Here is a 17097-nt window from a genome sequence, read left to right on the forward strand (position 1 = left end):
GGCAGCACGAGGACGAGGTCATGGGGTGGCTGCTCCAGGAGACACGGGACGCGCTCCACCCGGACGTCGCCGAGGGCTTCGAGCCGGACGAGGAGCGCCTGCGCCTGGTCGCCCGTGCCGTCATCGACGGCGAGCCGATCACATAGGACAGTGCCCCAAGTGTGATCAATTACGCTCCCGCAGCCGGTTAGCGCCCGCGCCCGGCCCGGGTATCGCCTGCCTGCGCCCACTGTGAGCAGGGCCGGCACTCCCGAGGAGGACGTCATGGCACAGGTGTCCCACACCGCCCTCACCCAGGTCCCCGGTGACCACCACGACCTGATCGTGCTCGCCAACCGGCTGCCCGTGGACCACGCCACGGACGAGAACGGGCGACCATGCTGGCGGCGCAGTCCCGGCGGGCTCGTCACGGCGCTTCATCCGATCATGAAGCGCCGTTCCGGTGCCTGGATCGGCTGGCACGGCCGCCCCGGGCCCGCCCCGGCGCCGTTCGTCCAGGACGGCATCCACCTGCACCCGATCGCGCTGACCGGCGACGAGGTCGACGGCTACTACGAGGGGCAGTCCAACGGCACCATCTGGCCGCTGTACCACGACGCCGTCGAGCAGCCGCAGTTCCACCGGGTCTGGCAGGACCGCTACCGGGCGGTCAACCGGCGCTTCGCCGAGGCCGCGGCGCGGGTGGCCGCGCCGGGCGCGCTGGTCTGGGTGCACGACTACCACCTGCAGCTCGTGCCCGGGATGCTCCGTGAGCTGCGGCCGGACCTGCGTATCGGCTTCTTCCTGCACATCCCGTTCCCGCCGGTCGAGCTGTTCTGCCAGCTGCCGATGCGGGAGGAGATCATGCGCGGGCTGCTTGGCGCCGACCTCGTCGGCTTCCAGCACCCCCAGGCGACCCGCAACTTCCGCACGCTGGCCGCGGACCTGCTCGGGGCGAAGGTCACGGACCGGGGGATCTGGTACGACGGACGCGACGTCGCCGCCGACACGTTTCCGATCTCGATCGACGTCGCCGAGCAGCAGCGGCTGGCCCTGGATCCCGCCGTCCGGGCGCGTGCCGCCGAGATCCGGCGGGAGCTGGGCGATCCCCGGACCGTCGTGCTGGCGGTGGACCGGCTCGACTACACCAAGGGCATCGAGTGCCGGCTGCGGGCGTACGAGGAGCTGCTCGCCGAGCGGCGGCTCGACCCGGCGGAGACGGTGCTGGTGCAGGTCGCCGTGCCGACCCGGCAGCAGATCGACCAGTATCAGGCGCTGCGGGAGCGGGTGGAGCGCGCCGTCAGCCGGATCAACGGCGAGTACGCCGGCATCGGGCGGCTGAGCGTGCACTACGTGCACCAGTCCTTCGACCGGGCGGAGCTGGCCGCGCTGTACCTGGCCGCCGACGTCATGGCGGTCACCCCGCTGCGCGACGGCATGAACCTGGTCGCCAAGGAGTACGTCGCCACCCGCACCGACGGCACCGGCGCGCTGGTGCTCAGCGAGTTCGCGGGCGCCGCCGCCGAGCTGGAGGAGGCGTGGCAGGTCAACCCGCACGACATCGACGGCCTCAAGGACGGCATCGCCGACGCCGCGGAGGCTGACGTGGCGGAGCAGCGCCGTCGTATGGACCCGATGCGCGCCCACCTGCACGCCCACGACGTGAACCGCTGGGCCACCGGCTTCATGGGCCGTCTCGACCGCGTCTCCCGCCGCTGGCCCTCGATCGCCGCCGCCTGACGGGCCTGACGACCACCTGCGCAGTTTCGGGGAGAGTGCAGACGGAACCCACTCATTCCTGCACTTTCCCCGAAACTGTGTAACGGTCGAGAGCCCAAGCAGCTCAGGGCCGTCCCGGCTATCTGAACTGCTGGAACGTTGGCGTGTGCGGGTCGGTCGGTCGTCGGGCCGACCCGCACGAGCTCAAGGCGGTGCTCCGCGAGGCTCACCCAGGGGACGGAAATGGCTTGACAGGTGAGAATCCAATGGAGACAGATGTGTCATGCCCTTGGTGAAGCCGTCGACATGGTTCTCGAGAACGCGTCGCGCCTGGAACCTTCGTTACACCAAGCAGGTTCTGCGTCTCGCGCGAGCCGCGCATGAGCAGTGGTCCGATGATCTTGCCGGATCGGCGACGCTGGACGAGCAGGCCGTCGCGCGGCTCAAGCCCATCCTGCGCACACATGAGGTGCAGCGCGCCGCATTCCACCGGTGGCCCGGCTGGTGGTGCTATCTCGCGCTCCGTGTGGTGACCGCGCTCGTCGCCGTGTCTGTTCCGGTCTGGGGCCTGGTGCGGTCGGGTCCCGAACCGCTGTGGGCAGCACTCGTCTGCTATCTCTGCGTGGGCGGCACGGTGGCCCTAGGCTACGGGATACACCAGCACCGGGTCCGGGCGTGGCAGCTCGCGGCGGCGGTGTCGGCCGGTTCGCTCGGGATGGCCACGACCTGGGCCGTCGGGTCACCTGCCGACCGCGCGGCGCTGTGGCGTGCGTTCGGCGCCGGCGTCCTGGCGGCCGGCGCGCTTCTTGTGCTGACCATGGCACGGCTTACCCTGCTGCTCGCGGTGCTGACGCGGGTGATGCGCCCACGGGCGGTGCGCCGTGCCGGATGGCTGCTGCCGTCCCAGTACGCCGCGGTGCTGCTGCTCAACGTCCTGCTGACGTCGGAGGAGGCGCGGCCCGCGAACCGCGTACCCCGCTTCCGGGTCAACTTCCTCCGCTGGCTGGCGGGGACGACCGACTACATCCGCTGGGAGGTCACCAGCTTCGCGGGCAGCCTCGAGCTGGCCGCCCACCTCACCCGTGACGCCACCGAGCGGGCTGCGATGCTGACCGCTTATCTGCGTACACATCAGACACGCCTGATGCACGACGACAGCCTTTCCGTGTACGACGTGGTGATCGGGGAACTGGCCACAGCGGTCACCGCGCTGGCGGCGGGCGACTGGAGTCCGCTGGAGGCCGCCGAGGCCACCGTCGACGAGCCATCGCGGTTCCGTCGGCTCGCCCGGCACGTGCGGCCTGCGGCGGTGCTCACCGCGACCGCCATCGGGCTGCCCTATCTGCCTGGCGTTCCGGACGGCGGCACCGCGCTGGTCGGAATCCAGCTCGGCCTCGTGGCGGCGGCCGCGCTGAGCCTGATGCCGCCGCTGGAGCAGGCGCACCGCGACCAGATCACGAACGCGTTCAGCTCGGCGGCGAAGTAGCCGGCCAGGTCAGGATCCGCCATTCGGCGGCGGCGCGTGCACGGTGATGAGGTCGGTCAGGCCGGAGACGCGCAGCACGGGATGGATCAGCCGGTTGGCGACGAGCTCGATGCGGTCGGCGTGGGCGAACAGGACCGCCAGCCCGGCGCTGTCCAGGTACTCCACTGCGGAGAAGTCGAGCAGCAGCCGCCCGGGCGCGCCGTCGATGGCGTCGGCGAGGCAGGCGGTGTTGCTCATGTCGATCTCACCGCGGACCAGCAGGGCGGTCGTGCCGTCAGCCTGCCGGGCCGAGCTGATGTGCAGCGGTGTCGTGGTCATCGGGGAATCCTCGCGTGCATGTCGACGGTGGTTCCGGCACTGGTGGAGTTGATGTTGACCTCGGACATCATGGCGCGCATCAGGCCCACGCCCCGGCCCCGGTCGGTGTTGACCGTCGGGATCTTCCACCGGCCCGTGTCGGTGACGACGAGCCGGAGCCGGTCGGCGTACGCGACGGCGCGCAGCTCGATCGGCTCGCCCGGATTGGCACGGTGCCCGTGCTCGATGGCGTTGGCGCAGGCCTCGCCCGCGGCGATGAGCGCACCCTGCGCGATCTCCATCGGCAGGCCGCAGCGCTGCAGCCAGTCGCGCAGCGCGCTGCGGACCGGGGCGAGCTGGCCGGCGTCGGCGGGGAAGACGAGCTGCAGCGGCCCGGGCTGGCGGTAGAGCAGGAACGCGACGTCGTCGTCGAACCCGTCGGCCGGGGTGAGCTGCTCCATGACGTACGCCGCGAGCTGGTCGACGTCGATGTCGCGGCCCTGGTGCAGGGTCGTCGCGGCGCTGGCGATGCCCTCGTCCAGGGAGCGGCGGCGGCGCTCGATGAGGCCGTCGGTGTAGAGGATCATCGTCGCCCGTGGCGGCACGGTGTACTCGGCATGGCCGCGGGCGGTCCCGGGGCGTACCGCAAGCGGCAGTGACCGGCCCTTGTCGAGGATGCTGGTGCCGCCGTCGTGGTGCGCGACGACGCCGGGGGGATGCCCGGCGCTGGCGTAGGTGAGCCGGCCGGTCCGCGGGTCGAGCACGCCGCAGAAGACGGTGGTGCAGGCGGCGCCGGGGGTGCCCGCCGCGAAGTGGTCCATGGTCATCAGGGTGCGGGCGGGGCTGGGGTCCTGCAGCAGCAGGGCACGGCACGCGCTGCGCAGCTGCCCCATGACGGCGGCGGCGCTCAGGCCGCGGCCTACGCAGTCGCCGACGACGATGCCGATGCGGCCGTCGGGCAGGGCGATGGTGTCGTACCAGTCGCCGCCGATCTCCAGCGGGGTGGCCGCCGGTTCGTAGCGGACCGCGAAGCCCTGCGGCAGCTGCGCGGGGCCGAGCAGGGCACGCTGCAGCGCCAGGGCGGTCTCCCGCTGCTGGTCGATCTGGTGGGCGCGGGTGAGTCCCTGGGCGAGGCTGCCGCCCAGCAGGGACAGCAGCAGCCGGTCGTGTTCGGTGAAGGGCCGGTTCGCGCCGAGGTTCAGCCAGACCACCATGGTGCCGTGGGGGTGTTCGAGCCGGATGCCGGCGCTGTCACCGGTCGCCGGGGTGAGGTTCGGTCCGTCGCGCAGGGTCGTGATGGCGTCGCGGTGGTGCTCGGCCAGGTGCTCCCAGGCGGCGACGGTGCCCTGGGCGGTGGTGACCACGGGCGGGGCGCCGGGACTGAAGACGACGCCCCAGACCTGTGCGGCGTGCCAGAGGCGCTGCAGCTCCGCCAGCGCCTCGACGGCGGCGTGGGCGAGGTCCGGCGCCTGCGACAGGCGCATGTTGAGGGCGGCGAGGGCGTTGTCGCGCTGGATGGCGTAGTGCTCGGCGGTGACGTCGCGGAAGGTGCCGACGGTGACGGTGCGGCCGCTGTCGGGATCCTGTGCCTTGTTGAAGGTGGCGTTGGCCCACACGCGACGCCCGCTGCGATGTACGACGGGGATGGTGTAGCTGCCCTGCGCGTTGCGCAGCAGCGTGTCGAAGGCGGCGGCGACCTGCTGGTACGCGTCGGCGTCGGCGGCATCGGGCCACCAGGGGTGCTGCGGCCGGTAGGGCAGGCCTTCGGGGCCGTAGCCGAGGATGTCGGTGAACGCGGTGTTGATCTCGACGACGGCGCCGTCCTCGTCGCAGACGAAGAACGCCTCCTGCAGCGAGTTGATCAGGGCGGTGCGCCATCGGGAGTGGTGGTTCCTGATCCGGGCGAGCTCCACATTGGCCCGGACCCGGGCGAGCAGTTCGGCCGCGGCGAAGGGTTTGACGAGGTAGTCGTCGGCGCCTGCCTGCAGCCCCTCGATGGAGGCCTCCTGGCCCGCGCGGGCCGACAGCAGGATGACGGGGATCGCCTCGGTGCGCGGATCGGCCCGTAGCGCCATGAGCAGCTGCAGGCCGTCCAGGCGGGGCATCATGACGTCGCTGATGACCAGTTCGGGGTTGCGGGCACGGGCCTCGTCGAGCGCCTGCCTTCCGTCCTGCACCGTGCTGACCTGGTAGCCCGCGCCGCTCAGCAGCCGGGCGAGGTAGGCCCGCATGTCGGCGTTGTCGTCGGCGACGAGCACGCTGGCGGGCCTGGCCAGGCTGGGGCCGTACACCGCCGGGTCCTGGTCGGGCCGGCCGAGCCGGTCCGTCGCCGGATCGGGCAACCAGCGCAGGGCCTCCTGCACGTAGGGCTCGGCGGCGGCGGACAGGGTGGCGCCGGTCGTCGGCGCGACGATGGCGCCGTCAGGCAGATGCTGGTGGCCGAAGGGGAGCTGGATGGTGAAGCGGGTGCCCTCGCCCTCGGTGCTGTGCGCGGTGATGGTTCCGCGGTGCAGGCTGACCAGCTCCTGCACCAGGGCCAGGCCGATGCCGCTGCCCTCGTTGGACCGGGAACGGGTGTTCTCGATGCGGTGGAACCGCTCGAACAGCCGCGGTATCTCGTCGGCGGCGATGCCGATGCCCGTGTCGGTCACGCTGACGATCGCGTGCCGGCCGTCGCTGCGGACGCTGACCTCGACCGAGCCGTCGAAGGTGAACTTCAGGGCGTTGCTGAGCAGGTTGAGGACGACCTTCTCCCACATGCCGCGGTCGAGGTACACGGGCCGGTCCAGCGGCGGGCAGTCCACGGTGAGGCGCAGGCCGGCCTTCTCGACGGCGGACCGGAAGACGCTGGCCAGCTCCGCGGTGACGGCGGCGAGGTCGACCGGCTCGTACCGGGCCTGCATCCGCCCGGCCTCCAGGCGGGAGAAGTCGAGCAGGCTGTTGACCAGCTTGCCCAGCCGCAGGCCGTTGCGGTGGATGACGTCCAGCTCCGCCCGCGTCGCCGGATCGGTGTCCGGGTGGCGGCGCAGGTCGTCGACCGGTCCCATGATCAGGGTCAGCGGGGTGCGGAACTCGTGGCTGATGTTGGAGAAGAACACCGTCTTGGCCCGGTCGAGCTCGGCGAGCTCCTCGGCGCGCCGCTGCTGCTCCTGGTAGCTGCGGGCGCTGCCGATCCCGGTCGCGACGTGCCCGGCCACCAGTTCCAGGAAGGAGCGGTAACCGTCGTCGAGGGGGCGGTAGCGGTTGAGCCCGGCGACGAGGAAACCGGCGGGGTCCTCGCCCTGGCGCAGCAGCGGGACGACCAGCGCCTGCACGGGCGGCAGGGGCCAGGCCCCGGTCGGCAGCGCGCCGAATCGGGGCTCGTCCAGCTCGACGAGCTGGGGCTCCGTCCCGGTCGTGATCACCGGCCAGGTCGGTGCCGACCCGTCCAGCGGCAGGGCGGGGACGGCGACGGGATGCCCGTCGGGCATGCCGGTGGTCTCCGCCAGCCGGGCGGTCGTGCCGTCGCTGAGGTAGATCAGGGTGAACGGAAGATCGCGCTGGTTTCGCTCCAGCTGGCGGCTGGCGAAGGCGAGCGTCTCCTGCTGCGTGCGCACGACGCTGAGGTCGGAGCCGAGGTCGCGCAGCGTGGCCATGCGGCGCTCACTGATGACGCGCGTGGTGTCCTCGCTGACGACGCAGAGCATGCCGACGGCGGCGCCTGACTCGTCCCGTAACGGGCTGTAAGAGAAGGTGTGGTACGTCTCCTCCTGGTAGCCGGACCGCTCCAGGAACAGCAGCAGCGCCTCGTCCCAGCTCGCCTGGCCGGTGGCCAGCACCCGCTCGATGCGGGGGCCGATGTCGTCCCAGATCTCGGCCCACACCTGGCTGGCCGAGCGGCCGAGGGCCCAGGGGTATTTGTGCCCGAGCGTGTCACGCCGGTACGCCGCGTTGCAGAAGAACGTCAGCTCCGGGCCCCAGGCCATCCACATGGGGAACTTCGACGAGAGCAGGATGCTCACCGCGGTGCGCAGGCTCTGCGGCCAGCCGGGCACGGGCCCCACCGGCGTCGCGCCCCAGTCGACCGCGCGCAGATCCGCGGCGACCTCGGGATCCGCGGCGAACACGTCGTCGATCAGGCCGTCGCCGGAATCCGTCACCCCACACCCGCCCACATGAACCCCACCCTGCCATCCGCACCAGGAGCGCCGCCAGCGACTCCTGCGTCTGGATACCGGATGTACGGCTTCTGAAACCTCGCGCGGGCGGACGGTTGGATATCGTCGTCGCAGCAGCTCAGCGGCGAGATGTGACCTGGATCACGGAACTCCCGCCGTGCGGGGGGACAGAGAAGTGGTCATGGAGTCGAGTCTGCGCGCCCGGATCCGGGCGGGTGACGCCACGGCGTTCGCCGAGCTGTTCGACCAGTACGCGCGGTCGGTGTACAACCACGCGTTCCGGCTCACCGCCGACTGGTCCGTCGCCGAGGACGTCATGGCCGCCACGTACCTGCAGGCCTGGCGCTCGCGGGAGCGGATCGGCGAGGAGGGCGGGTCGCTGCGGCCGTGGCTGCTGGGCATCGCCACGAACGAGGCCCGCAACCACACCCGCAGCAACCGCCGCTACCGCGCCGCCGCGGCGGCCCTGCACGCGGAGGACTTCAGCGAACCCGATCACGCCGACCGGGTCGCCGGGCGCATCGACGACGGCGCTCGCCTCACCGCCGCGATCGCCGCCCTCGCCAAGCTGCGCCGCCAGGAACGTGAGGTCGTCACCCTCTGCCTGTGGGAGGGCCTGGACTACGAGTCGGCAGCGCGGGCGCTGGGCGTGCCGGTCGGCACGGTGCGCTCGCGCCTGTCCCGGGCCCGGACCAGGCTGCGCGCCCTCGTCGACCGGGTGTCCCGGAACCCGGCCGGGCCGGTCGGACAGATACCGGACGGCGTCGTCCGACTCACCAAGGAGGGCAACCGATGAAGGCGCACCCGCCGCACGACCGGCCCGCGCCGGCCGACCTCGCCGACCTGGCCGAGCTGCTGCCCGACCCCGGCCACCGCGACCTGCCGCCGGGTCGCCACGAGTGGCACCGCGCCCGCCTGCTGAACGCGATTCGCGACCCGCGGCCGGTGGCCGCGCCGCGCCGGAGCCTGCTGCGGCCGATGCTGGCCCTGGCGGCGGCAGCCGCGCTCGCCGGTGCGGCCGCCGTGATGATCGATACTGCGGACCGGGGGAGCGTCGTCACCCTGCCCACGTCCGGACCGACCACACCCGCCGCCGAGCCCACCGGTGGCGGCCCGGTGGCGAAGATCCGCGCGTACGGCACCGTCAGCCAGCTCACCGACACCGCGGACCTGGTGGTACGCGGCGAGGTCCGGCGCGCCGAGGGCTCCGGCGGTGATGTCGTCGTGCGGGTCGCTGAGGTGCTCTACCGCGCGCCGGACCTGCCGCGCACCGCCGAGATCACCGTGCGGGCGACCCCGGGCGCGGGCATGTCCACACTCGCGCCCGGCCAGCACATCGTGCTCTACCTGGCCGCCGACCCGGCCACCGGCGCGTACACGACGCTGAGCGGCGACTTCGGGATCTTCGACGTCAGCGGGGAGACGGCCACCGCGCGCTCCGAGACCATGACCGTGACGGGGCTGCGGGCGGAGGACGCCACCGTGCGCGGCCGGTTCGCCGCCCCGCTGGCCGAACTGCGCGCCCTGGCTCGCGCGCGCGGCTGAAGATTTCGGGAACCCGGCGCCGCCGCCGCACAGATACCTGGGGAGAGGACCGCCGTAACCGGGCGACCGCCCGGCCGGCCCCGACACGCTAGGAGCGCTCCATGGCAAGCAAGCACCCCCACCGCGTCGCGGCGGCCGCCGCGGCCCTGCTCGCGACCACGGCCCTGGCCGCCTGCGGCAGCGCCGAGCAGGCCGCCCCCGCCGCCGCGCCCACCACGGCGGCGGCCGCCCCGACCGAGGCCGCACCGCCGGCGCTGGGCAAGCTGCGGGGGTACGCCACGGTCCGCGAGCTCACCGAGACCGCCGACCTGGTCGCTCGCGGCCAGGTCGAGACCGCCGGGTTCCGGGTCGAGGAGGTCCTGCGCGCCGCGAACGGGGCCATGGCCAAGGCCGGTGACCGGCTCACCCTGACCGGGCTGAACGGCCAGGTCGTCGACATGGTGCACATGTCGAAGCTGGAGCCCGGCCAGACGGTGGTGCTCTACCTGTCGCGCGACGCCGGGTCGGGTGCCTACAGCACGCTCACCGGCGACTTCGGGATCTTCGACGTGACCGGCGCGGAGGACGAGGCCGCCGCGACGAGCCGCTCGCAGGCGATGGCGGTCAGCGGCCTGCTCGCCGAGGACCCGGCGGCCGCGGGCAAGGGCTTCCGCACCACACTCGGCCAGCTGCGCGCGGTCGCGGCCCAGGTCAAGTAGCGCATGATCGCAGACTCGTGTCGAAATTTGGGGCGCAGCCGCAGGTTTCGACACGAGAGCGCGATCTTCACCCCGGGCCGGAGCGGCCGAAAGTGCGGAATCGGTCTGCGGGCCGCCCGGCAATGCCGATGATGGGCAAATGACTACGAACACTGATGCAAGCCCCGAAAAGGACCGCCTGGACCAGGCCGACGCCGGCGCGCTGCCCTGGCGGGCCTGGGGGCCGTACCTGTCCGAACGCGCCTGGGGCACGGTGCGCGAGGACTACAGCGCCACCGGCGAGGCCTGGAGCTACTTCCCGCACGACCACGCCCGCTCGCGGACCTACCGCTGGAACGAGGACGGCATGGGCGGCGTCTGCGACGAACAGCAGCGCTTCTGCTTCGCGCTCGCCCTGTGGAACGGCAGGGATCCGATCCTGAAGGAGCGCATGTTCGGCCTCACCGGCCCCGAGGGCAACCACGGCGAGGACGTCAAGGAGTACTGGTGGTACGAGGACTCGACCCCGACCCACTCGCACATGAGCTGGCGCTACCACTACCCGCAGGCGGAGTTCCCGTACCGCGAGCTGGTCGAGACCAACGCCCGCCGGAGCCGGGACGAGCCGGAGTTCGAGCTGGTCGACACGGGGGTCTTCGAGGGCGACCGCTACTGGTCGGTCACCGCCGACTACGCGAAGGCCTCCCCGACCGACATGTGCGTCGTGGTGACGGTCGCCAACCGGGGGCCGGAGGCCGCGACGATCCACGTCCTGCCGACACTGTGGTTCCGCAACACCTGGGCCTGGGGCCGCCCCCGCCACGACGCCGTGCCGGTGATCACCGGCCACGACGGCCGCCTCACCGGCGAGCACCCGGAGCTGGGCACGATCGAGCTGGTCGGTGACGGTACGCCCACCGCGCTGTGCTGCGACAACGAGACCAACAGCGAGCGGCTGTGGGGCGCGCCGGGCCGTTCGGCGTACCCGAAGGACGGCATCAACGACCACGTCGTGCACGGCGCCGCCACCGTCAACCCGGCGCGGACCGGCACCAAGGCGGCGCTGCACTACGTGCTCGACGTGCCGGCCGGGGAGTCCCGGCAGATCCGGCTGCGGCTGGCGATGCCCGCCGCCGGCTCCACCGACCTCGGGGACGGCTTCGCGCAGGTCATGGCGGATCGCCGCGCCGAATCGGACGCGTTCTTCGCCGGGCTGATGCCCGCCGGGTCGACCGACGACGAGGCCCGCGTGGTGCGCGGCGCGATCGCCGGTCTGATGTGGGGCAAGCAGTTCTACCGCTACGACGTCGGCGAGTGGCTGATCGGGGACCGGACCACGGTCACCCCGCCGGCCGGCCGGCTGCACGGGCGCAACAGCGCCTGGTGGCACATGGCCGCCGCCGACGTCATCTCCATGCCGGACCCGTGGGAGTACCCGTGGTTCGCGGCGTGGGATCTCGCGTTCCACTGCGTCGCGATCGCCCGCGTCGACCCGGCGTTCGCCAAGCAGCAGCTGCTCCTGCTCGTCCGGGACTGGTACATGCATCCCGACGGGCGGGTCCCGGCGTACGAGTGGGCGTTCGGCGACGTCAACCCGCCGGTGCACGCCTGGGCGGCGCTGCGCGTGTTCGAGCTGGACGGGGGTCGTGACTTCGACTTCCTCGAACGGGTCATGCACAAGCTGATGCTCAACTTCAACTGGTGGGTCAACCGCAAGGACGCCGACGGCAACAACATCTTCGAGGGCGGCTTCCTGGGCCTGGACAACATCGGCCCGTTCGACCGGTCGGCGCCGCTGCCCGTCGAGGGCCGGATGGAGCAGTCCGACGGCACCGGCTGGATGGCGATGTACGCGGCGAACCTGCTGGAGATCGCCGTCCGTCTCGCCGAGCGCAACCCCAGCTACGAGGACGTGGCGACGAAGTACTTCGAGCACTTCGCGTACATCACGGCGGCGGCGCAGTCGCTGTGGAGTGAGAAGGACGGCTTCTACTGCGACACGATCCGGGTCGGCAACGAGCCGCCGATCCCGCTGCGGGTGTTCTCGATCGTCGGGCTGATCCCGCTGGTGGCGACCGTGACGTGGCGCGAGGGCACGTACGGCCGGCTGAAGGACCTGGTCGGACGGGTCAACTGGTTCCTGGAGCACAAGGCCCAGTACGCGGCGGTCGTCGGCGAGCAGCGCACCCGCCCGTCCGGCGAGCGGCACCGGTTGCTGTCGATGGTGACCATGGACCAGCTGGAGCCGATCGTGTCCCGGATGCTCGACGAGGGCGAGTTCCTCAGCCCGTACGGCCTGCGCAGCATCTCGCGGGTGCACGCCGGTGAGCCGTTCGTGATCAACCTCGGCGGCTGGGACCACAGCGTCGGCTACGAGCCGGGCGAGTCCCGGACCGGGGCGTTCGGCGGCAACTCGAACTGGCGCGGCCCGGTCTGGATGCCGGTGAACTACCTGCTCATCGGGGCGCTCAAGCAGTTCGGCGACTTCCTGGGGGAGTCGGCGACGTTCGAGTACCCGACCGGCTCCGGCACCCGGCAGCACCTGAACGAGATCGCCGACCACCTGTCCGAGCGGCTGGTGGGCATCTTCCTGCGGGACGGGAACGGGCGGCGGCCGGTGTACGGGGGGACCGAGCTGTTCCAGTCCCACCCGGACTGGCGCGACCGGCTGATCTACCCGGAGTACTTCCACGGCGACGACGGCTCGGGCCTCGGCGCGGCCCACCAGACCGGCTGGACCGCGCTGGTGGCCGACCTGATCCTCGGCCGACCGGACCGGCACCGGCACTGAGACGCCGCGGGGCGCCTGGAGATCACGCCCCGCACGACGAGGCCGCGACTGTCAGCAGGCGCGGCCTCGTCCGTGTGGGCTCGTGCGGGTCAGGGGGTGAGGCCGCGCAGGATGCGGACCAGGTGCGCGCGGTCGGCGTCGGGCAGTGTGCTGAAGAAACGCTCCGTCTCGGCACGCCCGGCGTCCGCGATCGCCTGTGCCGTGGCGCGCCCCTCCGCGGTGAGCGCGACCAGGGTCGCCCGGCGGTCGGCGGGGTCCGGCCGCCGCTCGACCAGGCCCCGGGCGGCCAGGTCGTCGACGACCTCGGTCACCGAGCGCGGCGCGATGCGCAACTGCTCGGCCAGCTCGTTGAGGCGCAGCGCGTCCTGGCGGGCGAGCACCCGCAGCGCTCGCGACTGCGACGGGCTGATCTGCCACGGGGTCAGCGCCGCCTTCGTCAGGTGGCGCAGGTGGCGCGCAACCGCCCAGAACGCCTCGGACAGGGCGCCGTCGTCGTGCTGATCCACGCGGAATAGCGTAGCAGTGGATGCGGTTGTCACCTCATAGTGAGGTAACCTCAGTATCCGACGGAAGGAACCACCCCCCTTGGACAGCCCCAGCTTCGAACAGGGCCGCCGCGGCGGACCCAAGAGCGTGACCGCCGAGGAGAAGGCGCAGGCCCGCGAGGTCTCACTGCGCCGCGTCGGCGGCCTGTTCAGCGCCCACCGCGGGCAGATCGCACTGGTCACCGCCATCATCGTGGCCTCGTCCGTGATCGGCATGGCCTCGCCGTTCCTGCTGCGCGAGGTCATCGACGTCGCGCTGCCCCAGGCCGACCTGACCCTGCTGGTCTGGCTCGTGCTCGGCATGGTCGCGGTGGCCGGGCTCACCGCCGCCCTCGGCGTCGTGCAGACGTGGATCTCCACCAACGTCGGGCAGCAGATCATGCACCGGCTGCGCACCGATGTCTTCGCGCACCTGCACCGCCAGTCCATCGCGTTCTTCACCCGCACCCGCGCGGGCGAGGTGCAGTCGCGCATCACCAACGACATCGGCGGCATGCAGGCCGTGGTCACCTCCACCGCGACCTCCGTCGCGTCGAACCTGACCACCACCGTCGCGACCGCCGTGGCCATGGCCGCCCTGTCCTGGCAGCTGTCGCTGGTCTCCCTCGTGGTCATGCCCCCGGCCGTGTACCTGACCCGCCGCGTCGCGCGCATGCGGCGCGCCATCACCGCGCAGCGCCAGCGCGAGCTGGCCGACCTCAACGTCACCATCGAGGAGGGACTGTCGGTCAGCGGCGTCCAGCTGAGCAAGACCACCGGCACCGGCCCCGCGCTGGTCGAGCGCTTCGCCGCGTCGTCGGCGCGCCTGATCGATCTGGAGCTGCGCTCGGAGCTGGCGGGGCGCTGGCGGATGGCCTCGATGAGCATCGTCTTCGCGGCGATCCCCGCGGTCATCTACCTCAGCGCCGGCCTGCCCGCCACCGCCGGCGCGCTCAGCATCGGCACGCTGGTCGCGTTCACCGCGCTGCAGGGCAGCCTGTTCCGGCCGCTGATGGGGCTGCTCAACGTCGGCGTCTCGCTGACCAGCTCGCTGGCCCTGTTCGCACGCATCTTCGAGTATCTCGACCTGCCCGTGGACGTCGACGATCCGGCGCGTCCGGTCGCGATCGACCCGGCCCGCGTCGCGGGGCACCTGCGCCTGGAGGACGTCACGTTCGCGTACCCCGGCAGCGGGACCGCCGCCGTGGCGGGCGTCAGCCTCGACGTGCCCGCCGGGACCTCGCTGGCGCTGGTCGGCGAGACCGGCTCCGGCAAGAGCACCATCGCCGCGCTGATCTGCCGGCTCTACGATCCGGCCGCCGGACGCATCACCGTCGACGGCGTCGACCTGCGCGACCTGCGCCTGGCCGACCTCGCCCGCATCGTCGGCGTGGTCAGCCAGGAGACGTACCTGCTGCACACCACCATCCGGGAGAACCTGCGCTACGTGCAGCCCGACGCGACCGACGCCGAGATCGAGCAGGCGGCCCGCGCCGCGCAGATCCACGACCTCATCGTCGAACTGCCCGACGGCTACGACACCATGGTCGGCTCGCGCGGGCACCGCTTCTCCGGCGGCGAGAAGCAGCGCATCGCCATCGCGCGTACGCTGCTGCGCGACCCCCGGATCCTGGTCCTCGACGAGGCGACCAGCGCGCTGGACACCGAGACCGAACGCGCCGTGCAGCGCGCCCTCGACGAGCTGTCCCGCGGGCGCACCACCATCACCATCGCGCACCGGATGTCGACCGTGCGCGACGCCGACCAGATCGCCGTGGTCGACCACGGCCGCATCCTCGAATCCGGCACGCACGCCGACCTCGTGGAGGACGGCGGCCGCTACGCCGCGCTCGCCGCGTGACGGGCGAGCCGAGATTGACTGTTAGGTTTGTTTACCGTTTACTAAGGCACATGTCTCGATTCCTTCGCGGCCTCGCCGGGCTCTGCCTGATGGCCGCCATGATCGTCCTGCCCGGCAGCCCCGCGCACGCCGCCGCAGGCCAATACACCTTCAGCACCGGCACCATGGCGCCGGGCGCGAGCAAGACCTGGCATTGGAACAACGCCGACGCGGGCCTCGCCTACCGGGTCGGCCTCTCCCCGCAGGGCGCCACCCCCACCTCGACCTGTGAGTTCGAGGTCACCCGCGAGTGGTACGAGCAGCGCCTCAACTCCGGCGTCAGCGAGCTGGAGTACTGGTTCACCGTCACCAACGTCGGCAACCTCGCCTGCTCCGCGACGGCTCTGCTGAGCTGGATCGGCCCGACCGCCAAGCTCGGCCCGACCGCGTCGGCCCCCGCCGGTCAGCGCGCCGGAACCTGGTACTACTACGACAGCGACGCCTCGACGACGGCCCTGGTGGTCGCCCTGATCCCGAGCGGTGCGACCTCCGCTGCGCCGTGCAAGTGGGAGGTCGGGCGGATCATGCAGATCACCAACAACAACGGCGAGCGCCGCCACGGCATCGCCGCCGACAACGTCGGCTCCATCGCCTGCCAGGCCGAGGTGCGGGTGTACGCGATCGCCGCGTCCAACACCTGGTCCACCGGCTCGATGGCCCCCGCCTCGACCAAGACCTGGCACTGGAACAACGCCAACCCGCTCACCGCCGTGTACGCCGTCAGCCTGCGCCCCGACGACGACATCCCGTACTTCAGCGTCGAGCGCACCTGGTACGTCCAGCGCATCAACTCCGGCGGCGCCGCCGAGCGCGAGTTCTACCTGACCGTGCGCCATTACAGCTCACCGGGCCCCATGACGGCGCAGGTGCTGCTGGCCCGCGTCTACTGACCACGGTCCGGGACGGACGGTGCGCACCGCCGTCCGTCCCGTGTAGAGGCTGAGGCGCAGGCGCTCGGCCGTGGCCGGTCTGCCGCATCGAGAAGAGCGCCGATAGGCTCACGAGTGACGCGGAAACATGCCGGAAATAAGCCGGGAATGCGCTGGCAAAGGCGAGAGTGACGAAGAAATCAATCACTGGCCTTTGCCCGCCATTCGGCTATGCTCATGCCTTAACCGCCCGTCAGCGACGCCGGGACCGAAGCGGCACTGCGAACAAGCGACACCGGCTCCGCCGGTGCGTGACGCGAGAATCCGCTCGGCAGCAATTCGCGAACGACGGAGGCGAGCCATGGAAATCCTGCTCCTGGTGAACGCACGTGCTGGTGAACCATCGGCCGTCCTGCCCGCGATCGACCTGCTCCCGCACACCGTGCGCACCGCACCCCGCGACGTGCGCACCCTGGTGTCGGCGCCCACCCCGGACGCCGTCCTGATCGACGCGCGCTCGGAGCTGTCCGAGGCTCGCGCCACCTGCCGGATGCTGCACGCCACCGGCATCGGCGTGCCGCTGATCGCGGTGGTCACCGAGGCCGGGCTGGTCGCCGTCAACGCCGACTGGGGCGTGGACGACGTGATCCTGGCCGGGGCGGGCCCGGCCGAGGTCGAGGCCCGGCTGCGCCTGGCGACCGGGCGGCTCAGCTCCGCGGCCGCGGCCGCCGGGGGCCTGATCCGCGGCGGTGAGCTGACCATCGATCCGGACACCTACGCGGCGAAGCTCAAGGGACGTCACCTCGATCTCACCTACAAGGAGTTCGAGCTGCTGAAGTTCCTGGCGCAGCACCCGGGCCGCGTGTTCTCCCGCGACCAGCTGCTGCGCGAGGTGTGGGGCTACGACTACTTCGGCGGCACCCGCACCGTCGACGTGCACGTGCGGCGCCTGCGCGCCAAGCTCGGCTCGGAGTACGAGGCGATGATCGGCACCGTGCGCCAGGTCGGCTACAAGTTCGTGCTGCCGTCCTCGCGCCCGCAGCACTCCGACGACGCCGCGTCCAGCCTCGCCGACGCGCTGCTGGTGGACCTCAACCTGGCTGGCTGACCTCATACGCGGAAAGTCGCGCCCGCCGGCCGGACATCGGCCGGC

The 17097-nt window shown here is 71.9% G+C and carries 13 protein-coding genes; 10 read left to right on the forward strand and 3 right to left on the reverse strand.

Going from position 1 to position 17097, the window contains the following annotated elements:
• Nucleotides 1-20 precede the first annotated feature (20 nt).
• From CS0771_RS39280 to CS0771_RS22340, 3 genes are all read left to right on the forward strand, one after another.
• On the forward strand, nucleotides 21-146 hold the full coding sequence (locus tag CS0771_RS39280) for a hypothetical protein (protein ID WP_256442825.1): 126 nt from the start codon (nucleotides 21-23) through the stop codon (nucleotides 144-146).
• 118 nt (nucleotides 147-264) lie between these two features.
• A complete protein-coding gene (locus CS0771_RS22335) occupies nucleotides 265-1719 on the forward strand; it encodes a trehalose-6-phosphate synthase (RefSeq protein WP_212842814.1) in 1455 nt (484 codons plus the stop codon).
• A gap of 268 nt (nucleotides 1720-1987) precedes the next feature.
• Nucleotides 1988-3184 carry a hypothetical protein gene (locus CS0771_RS22340; RefSeq protein WP_212842815.1) on the forward strand — a complete coding sequence of 399 codons (1197 nt, stop codon included), beginning with the start codon at nucleotides 1988-1990 and terminating at the stop codon, nucleotides 3182-3184.
• 9 nt (nucleotides 3185-3193) lie between these two features.
• Here CS0771_RS22340 and CS0771_RS22345 read toward each other — a convergent pair whose 3' ends face one another.
• Nucleotides 3194-3502, reverse strand: a complete 309-nt coding sequence (locus tag CS0771_RS22345; protein WP_212842816.1) for an STAS domain-containing protein — start codon at nucleotides 3500-3502, stop codon at nucleotides 3194-3196.
• On the reverse strand, nucleotides 3499-7620 hold the full coding sequence (locus tag CS0771_RS22350; RefSeq protein WP_244870950.1) for a SpoIIE family protein phosphatase: 4122 nt from the start codon (nucleotides 7618-7620) through the stop codon (nucleotides 3499-3501). The genes CS0771_RS22345 and CS0771_RS22350 overlap by 4 nt, the downstream gene beginning before the upstream one ends.
• Nucleotides 7621-7819: 199 nt before the next feature.
• Between CS0771_RS22350 and CS0771_RS22355 the strand changes: the two genes are divergently transcribed.
• From CS0771_RS22355 to CS0771_RS22370, 4 genes are all read left to right on the forward strand, one after another.
• The gene (locus CS0771_RS22355) at nucleotides 7820-8434 is read left to right on the forward strand and encodes an RNA polymerase sigma factor (protein WP_212842817.1); all 615 of its coding nucleotides are present in this window, start codon (nucleotides 7820-7822) and stop codon (nucleotides 8432-8434) included.
• Nucleotides 8431-9183: a hypothetical protein gene (locus CS0771_RS22360; RefSeq protein WP_212842818.1), complete on the forward strand. Its 753-nt coding sequence runs from the start codon at nucleotides 8431-8433 to the stop codon at nucleotides 9181-9183. The genes CS0771_RS22355 and CS0771_RS22360 overlap by 4 nt, the downstream gene beginning before the upstream one ends.
• A gap of 101 nt (nucleotides 9184-9284) precedes the next feature.
• Nucleotides 9285-9881, forward strand: coding sequence for a hypothetical protein (locus CS0771_RS22365; RefSeq protein WP_212842819.1), 597 nt, complete (start codon nucleotides 9285-9287; stop codon nucleotides 9879-9881).
• 139 nt (nucleotides 9882-10020) lie between these two features.
• Nucleotides 10021-12651: a glucosidase gene (locus tag CS0771_RS22370; RefSeq protein ID WP_212842820.1), complete on the forward strand. Its 2631-nt coding sequence runs from the start codon at nucleotides 10021-10023 to the stop codon at nucleotides 12649-12651.
• 89 nt (nucleotides 12652-12740) lie between these two features.
• On the opposite strand, the gene CS0771_RS22375 is transcribed toward CS0771_RS22370, so the two are convergent.
• Nucleotides 12741-13157, reverse strand: a complete 417-nt coding sequence (locus CS0771_RS22375) for a MarR family winged helix-turn-helix transcriptional regulator (RefSeq protein ID WP_212842821.1) — start codon at nucleotides 13155-13157, stop codon at nucleotides 12741-12743.
• 127 nt (nucleotides 13158-13284) lie between these two features.
• Between CS0771_RS22375 and CS0771_RS22380 the strand changes: the two genes are divergently transcribed.
• From CS0771_RS22380 to CS0771_RS22390, 3 genes are all read left to right on the forward strand, one after another.
• Nucleotides 13285-15036 (forward strand): ABC transporter ATP-binding protein, encoded by a 1752-nt coding sequence (locus CS0771_RS22380; protein WP_212845977.1) that lies wholly within the window; start codon nucleotides 13285-13287, stop codon nucleotides 15034-15036.
• A gap of 50 nt (nucleotides 15037-15086) precedes the next feature.
• Complete coding sequence (locus CS0771_RS22385; protein ID WP_212842822.1) at nucleotides 15087-15965, forward strand: hypothetical protein; 879 nt, start codon at nucleotides 15087-15089, stop codon at nucleotides 15963-15965.
• 340 nt (nucleotides 15966-16305) lie between these two features.
• The gene (locus CS0771_RS22390; RefSeq protein ID WP_244870951.1) at nucleotides 16306-17052 is read left to right on the forward strand and encodes a response regulator transcription factor; all 747 of its coding nucleotides are present in this window, start codon (nucleotides 16306-16308) and stop codon (nucleotides 17050-17052) included.
• Nucleotides 17053-17097 lie beyond the last annotated feature (45 nt).

The sequence above is a fragment of the Catellatospora sp. IY07-71 genome, from assembly GCF_018326265.1.
GTDB lineage: Bacteria > Actinomycetota > Actinomycetes > Mycobacteriales > Micromonosporaceae > Catellatospora.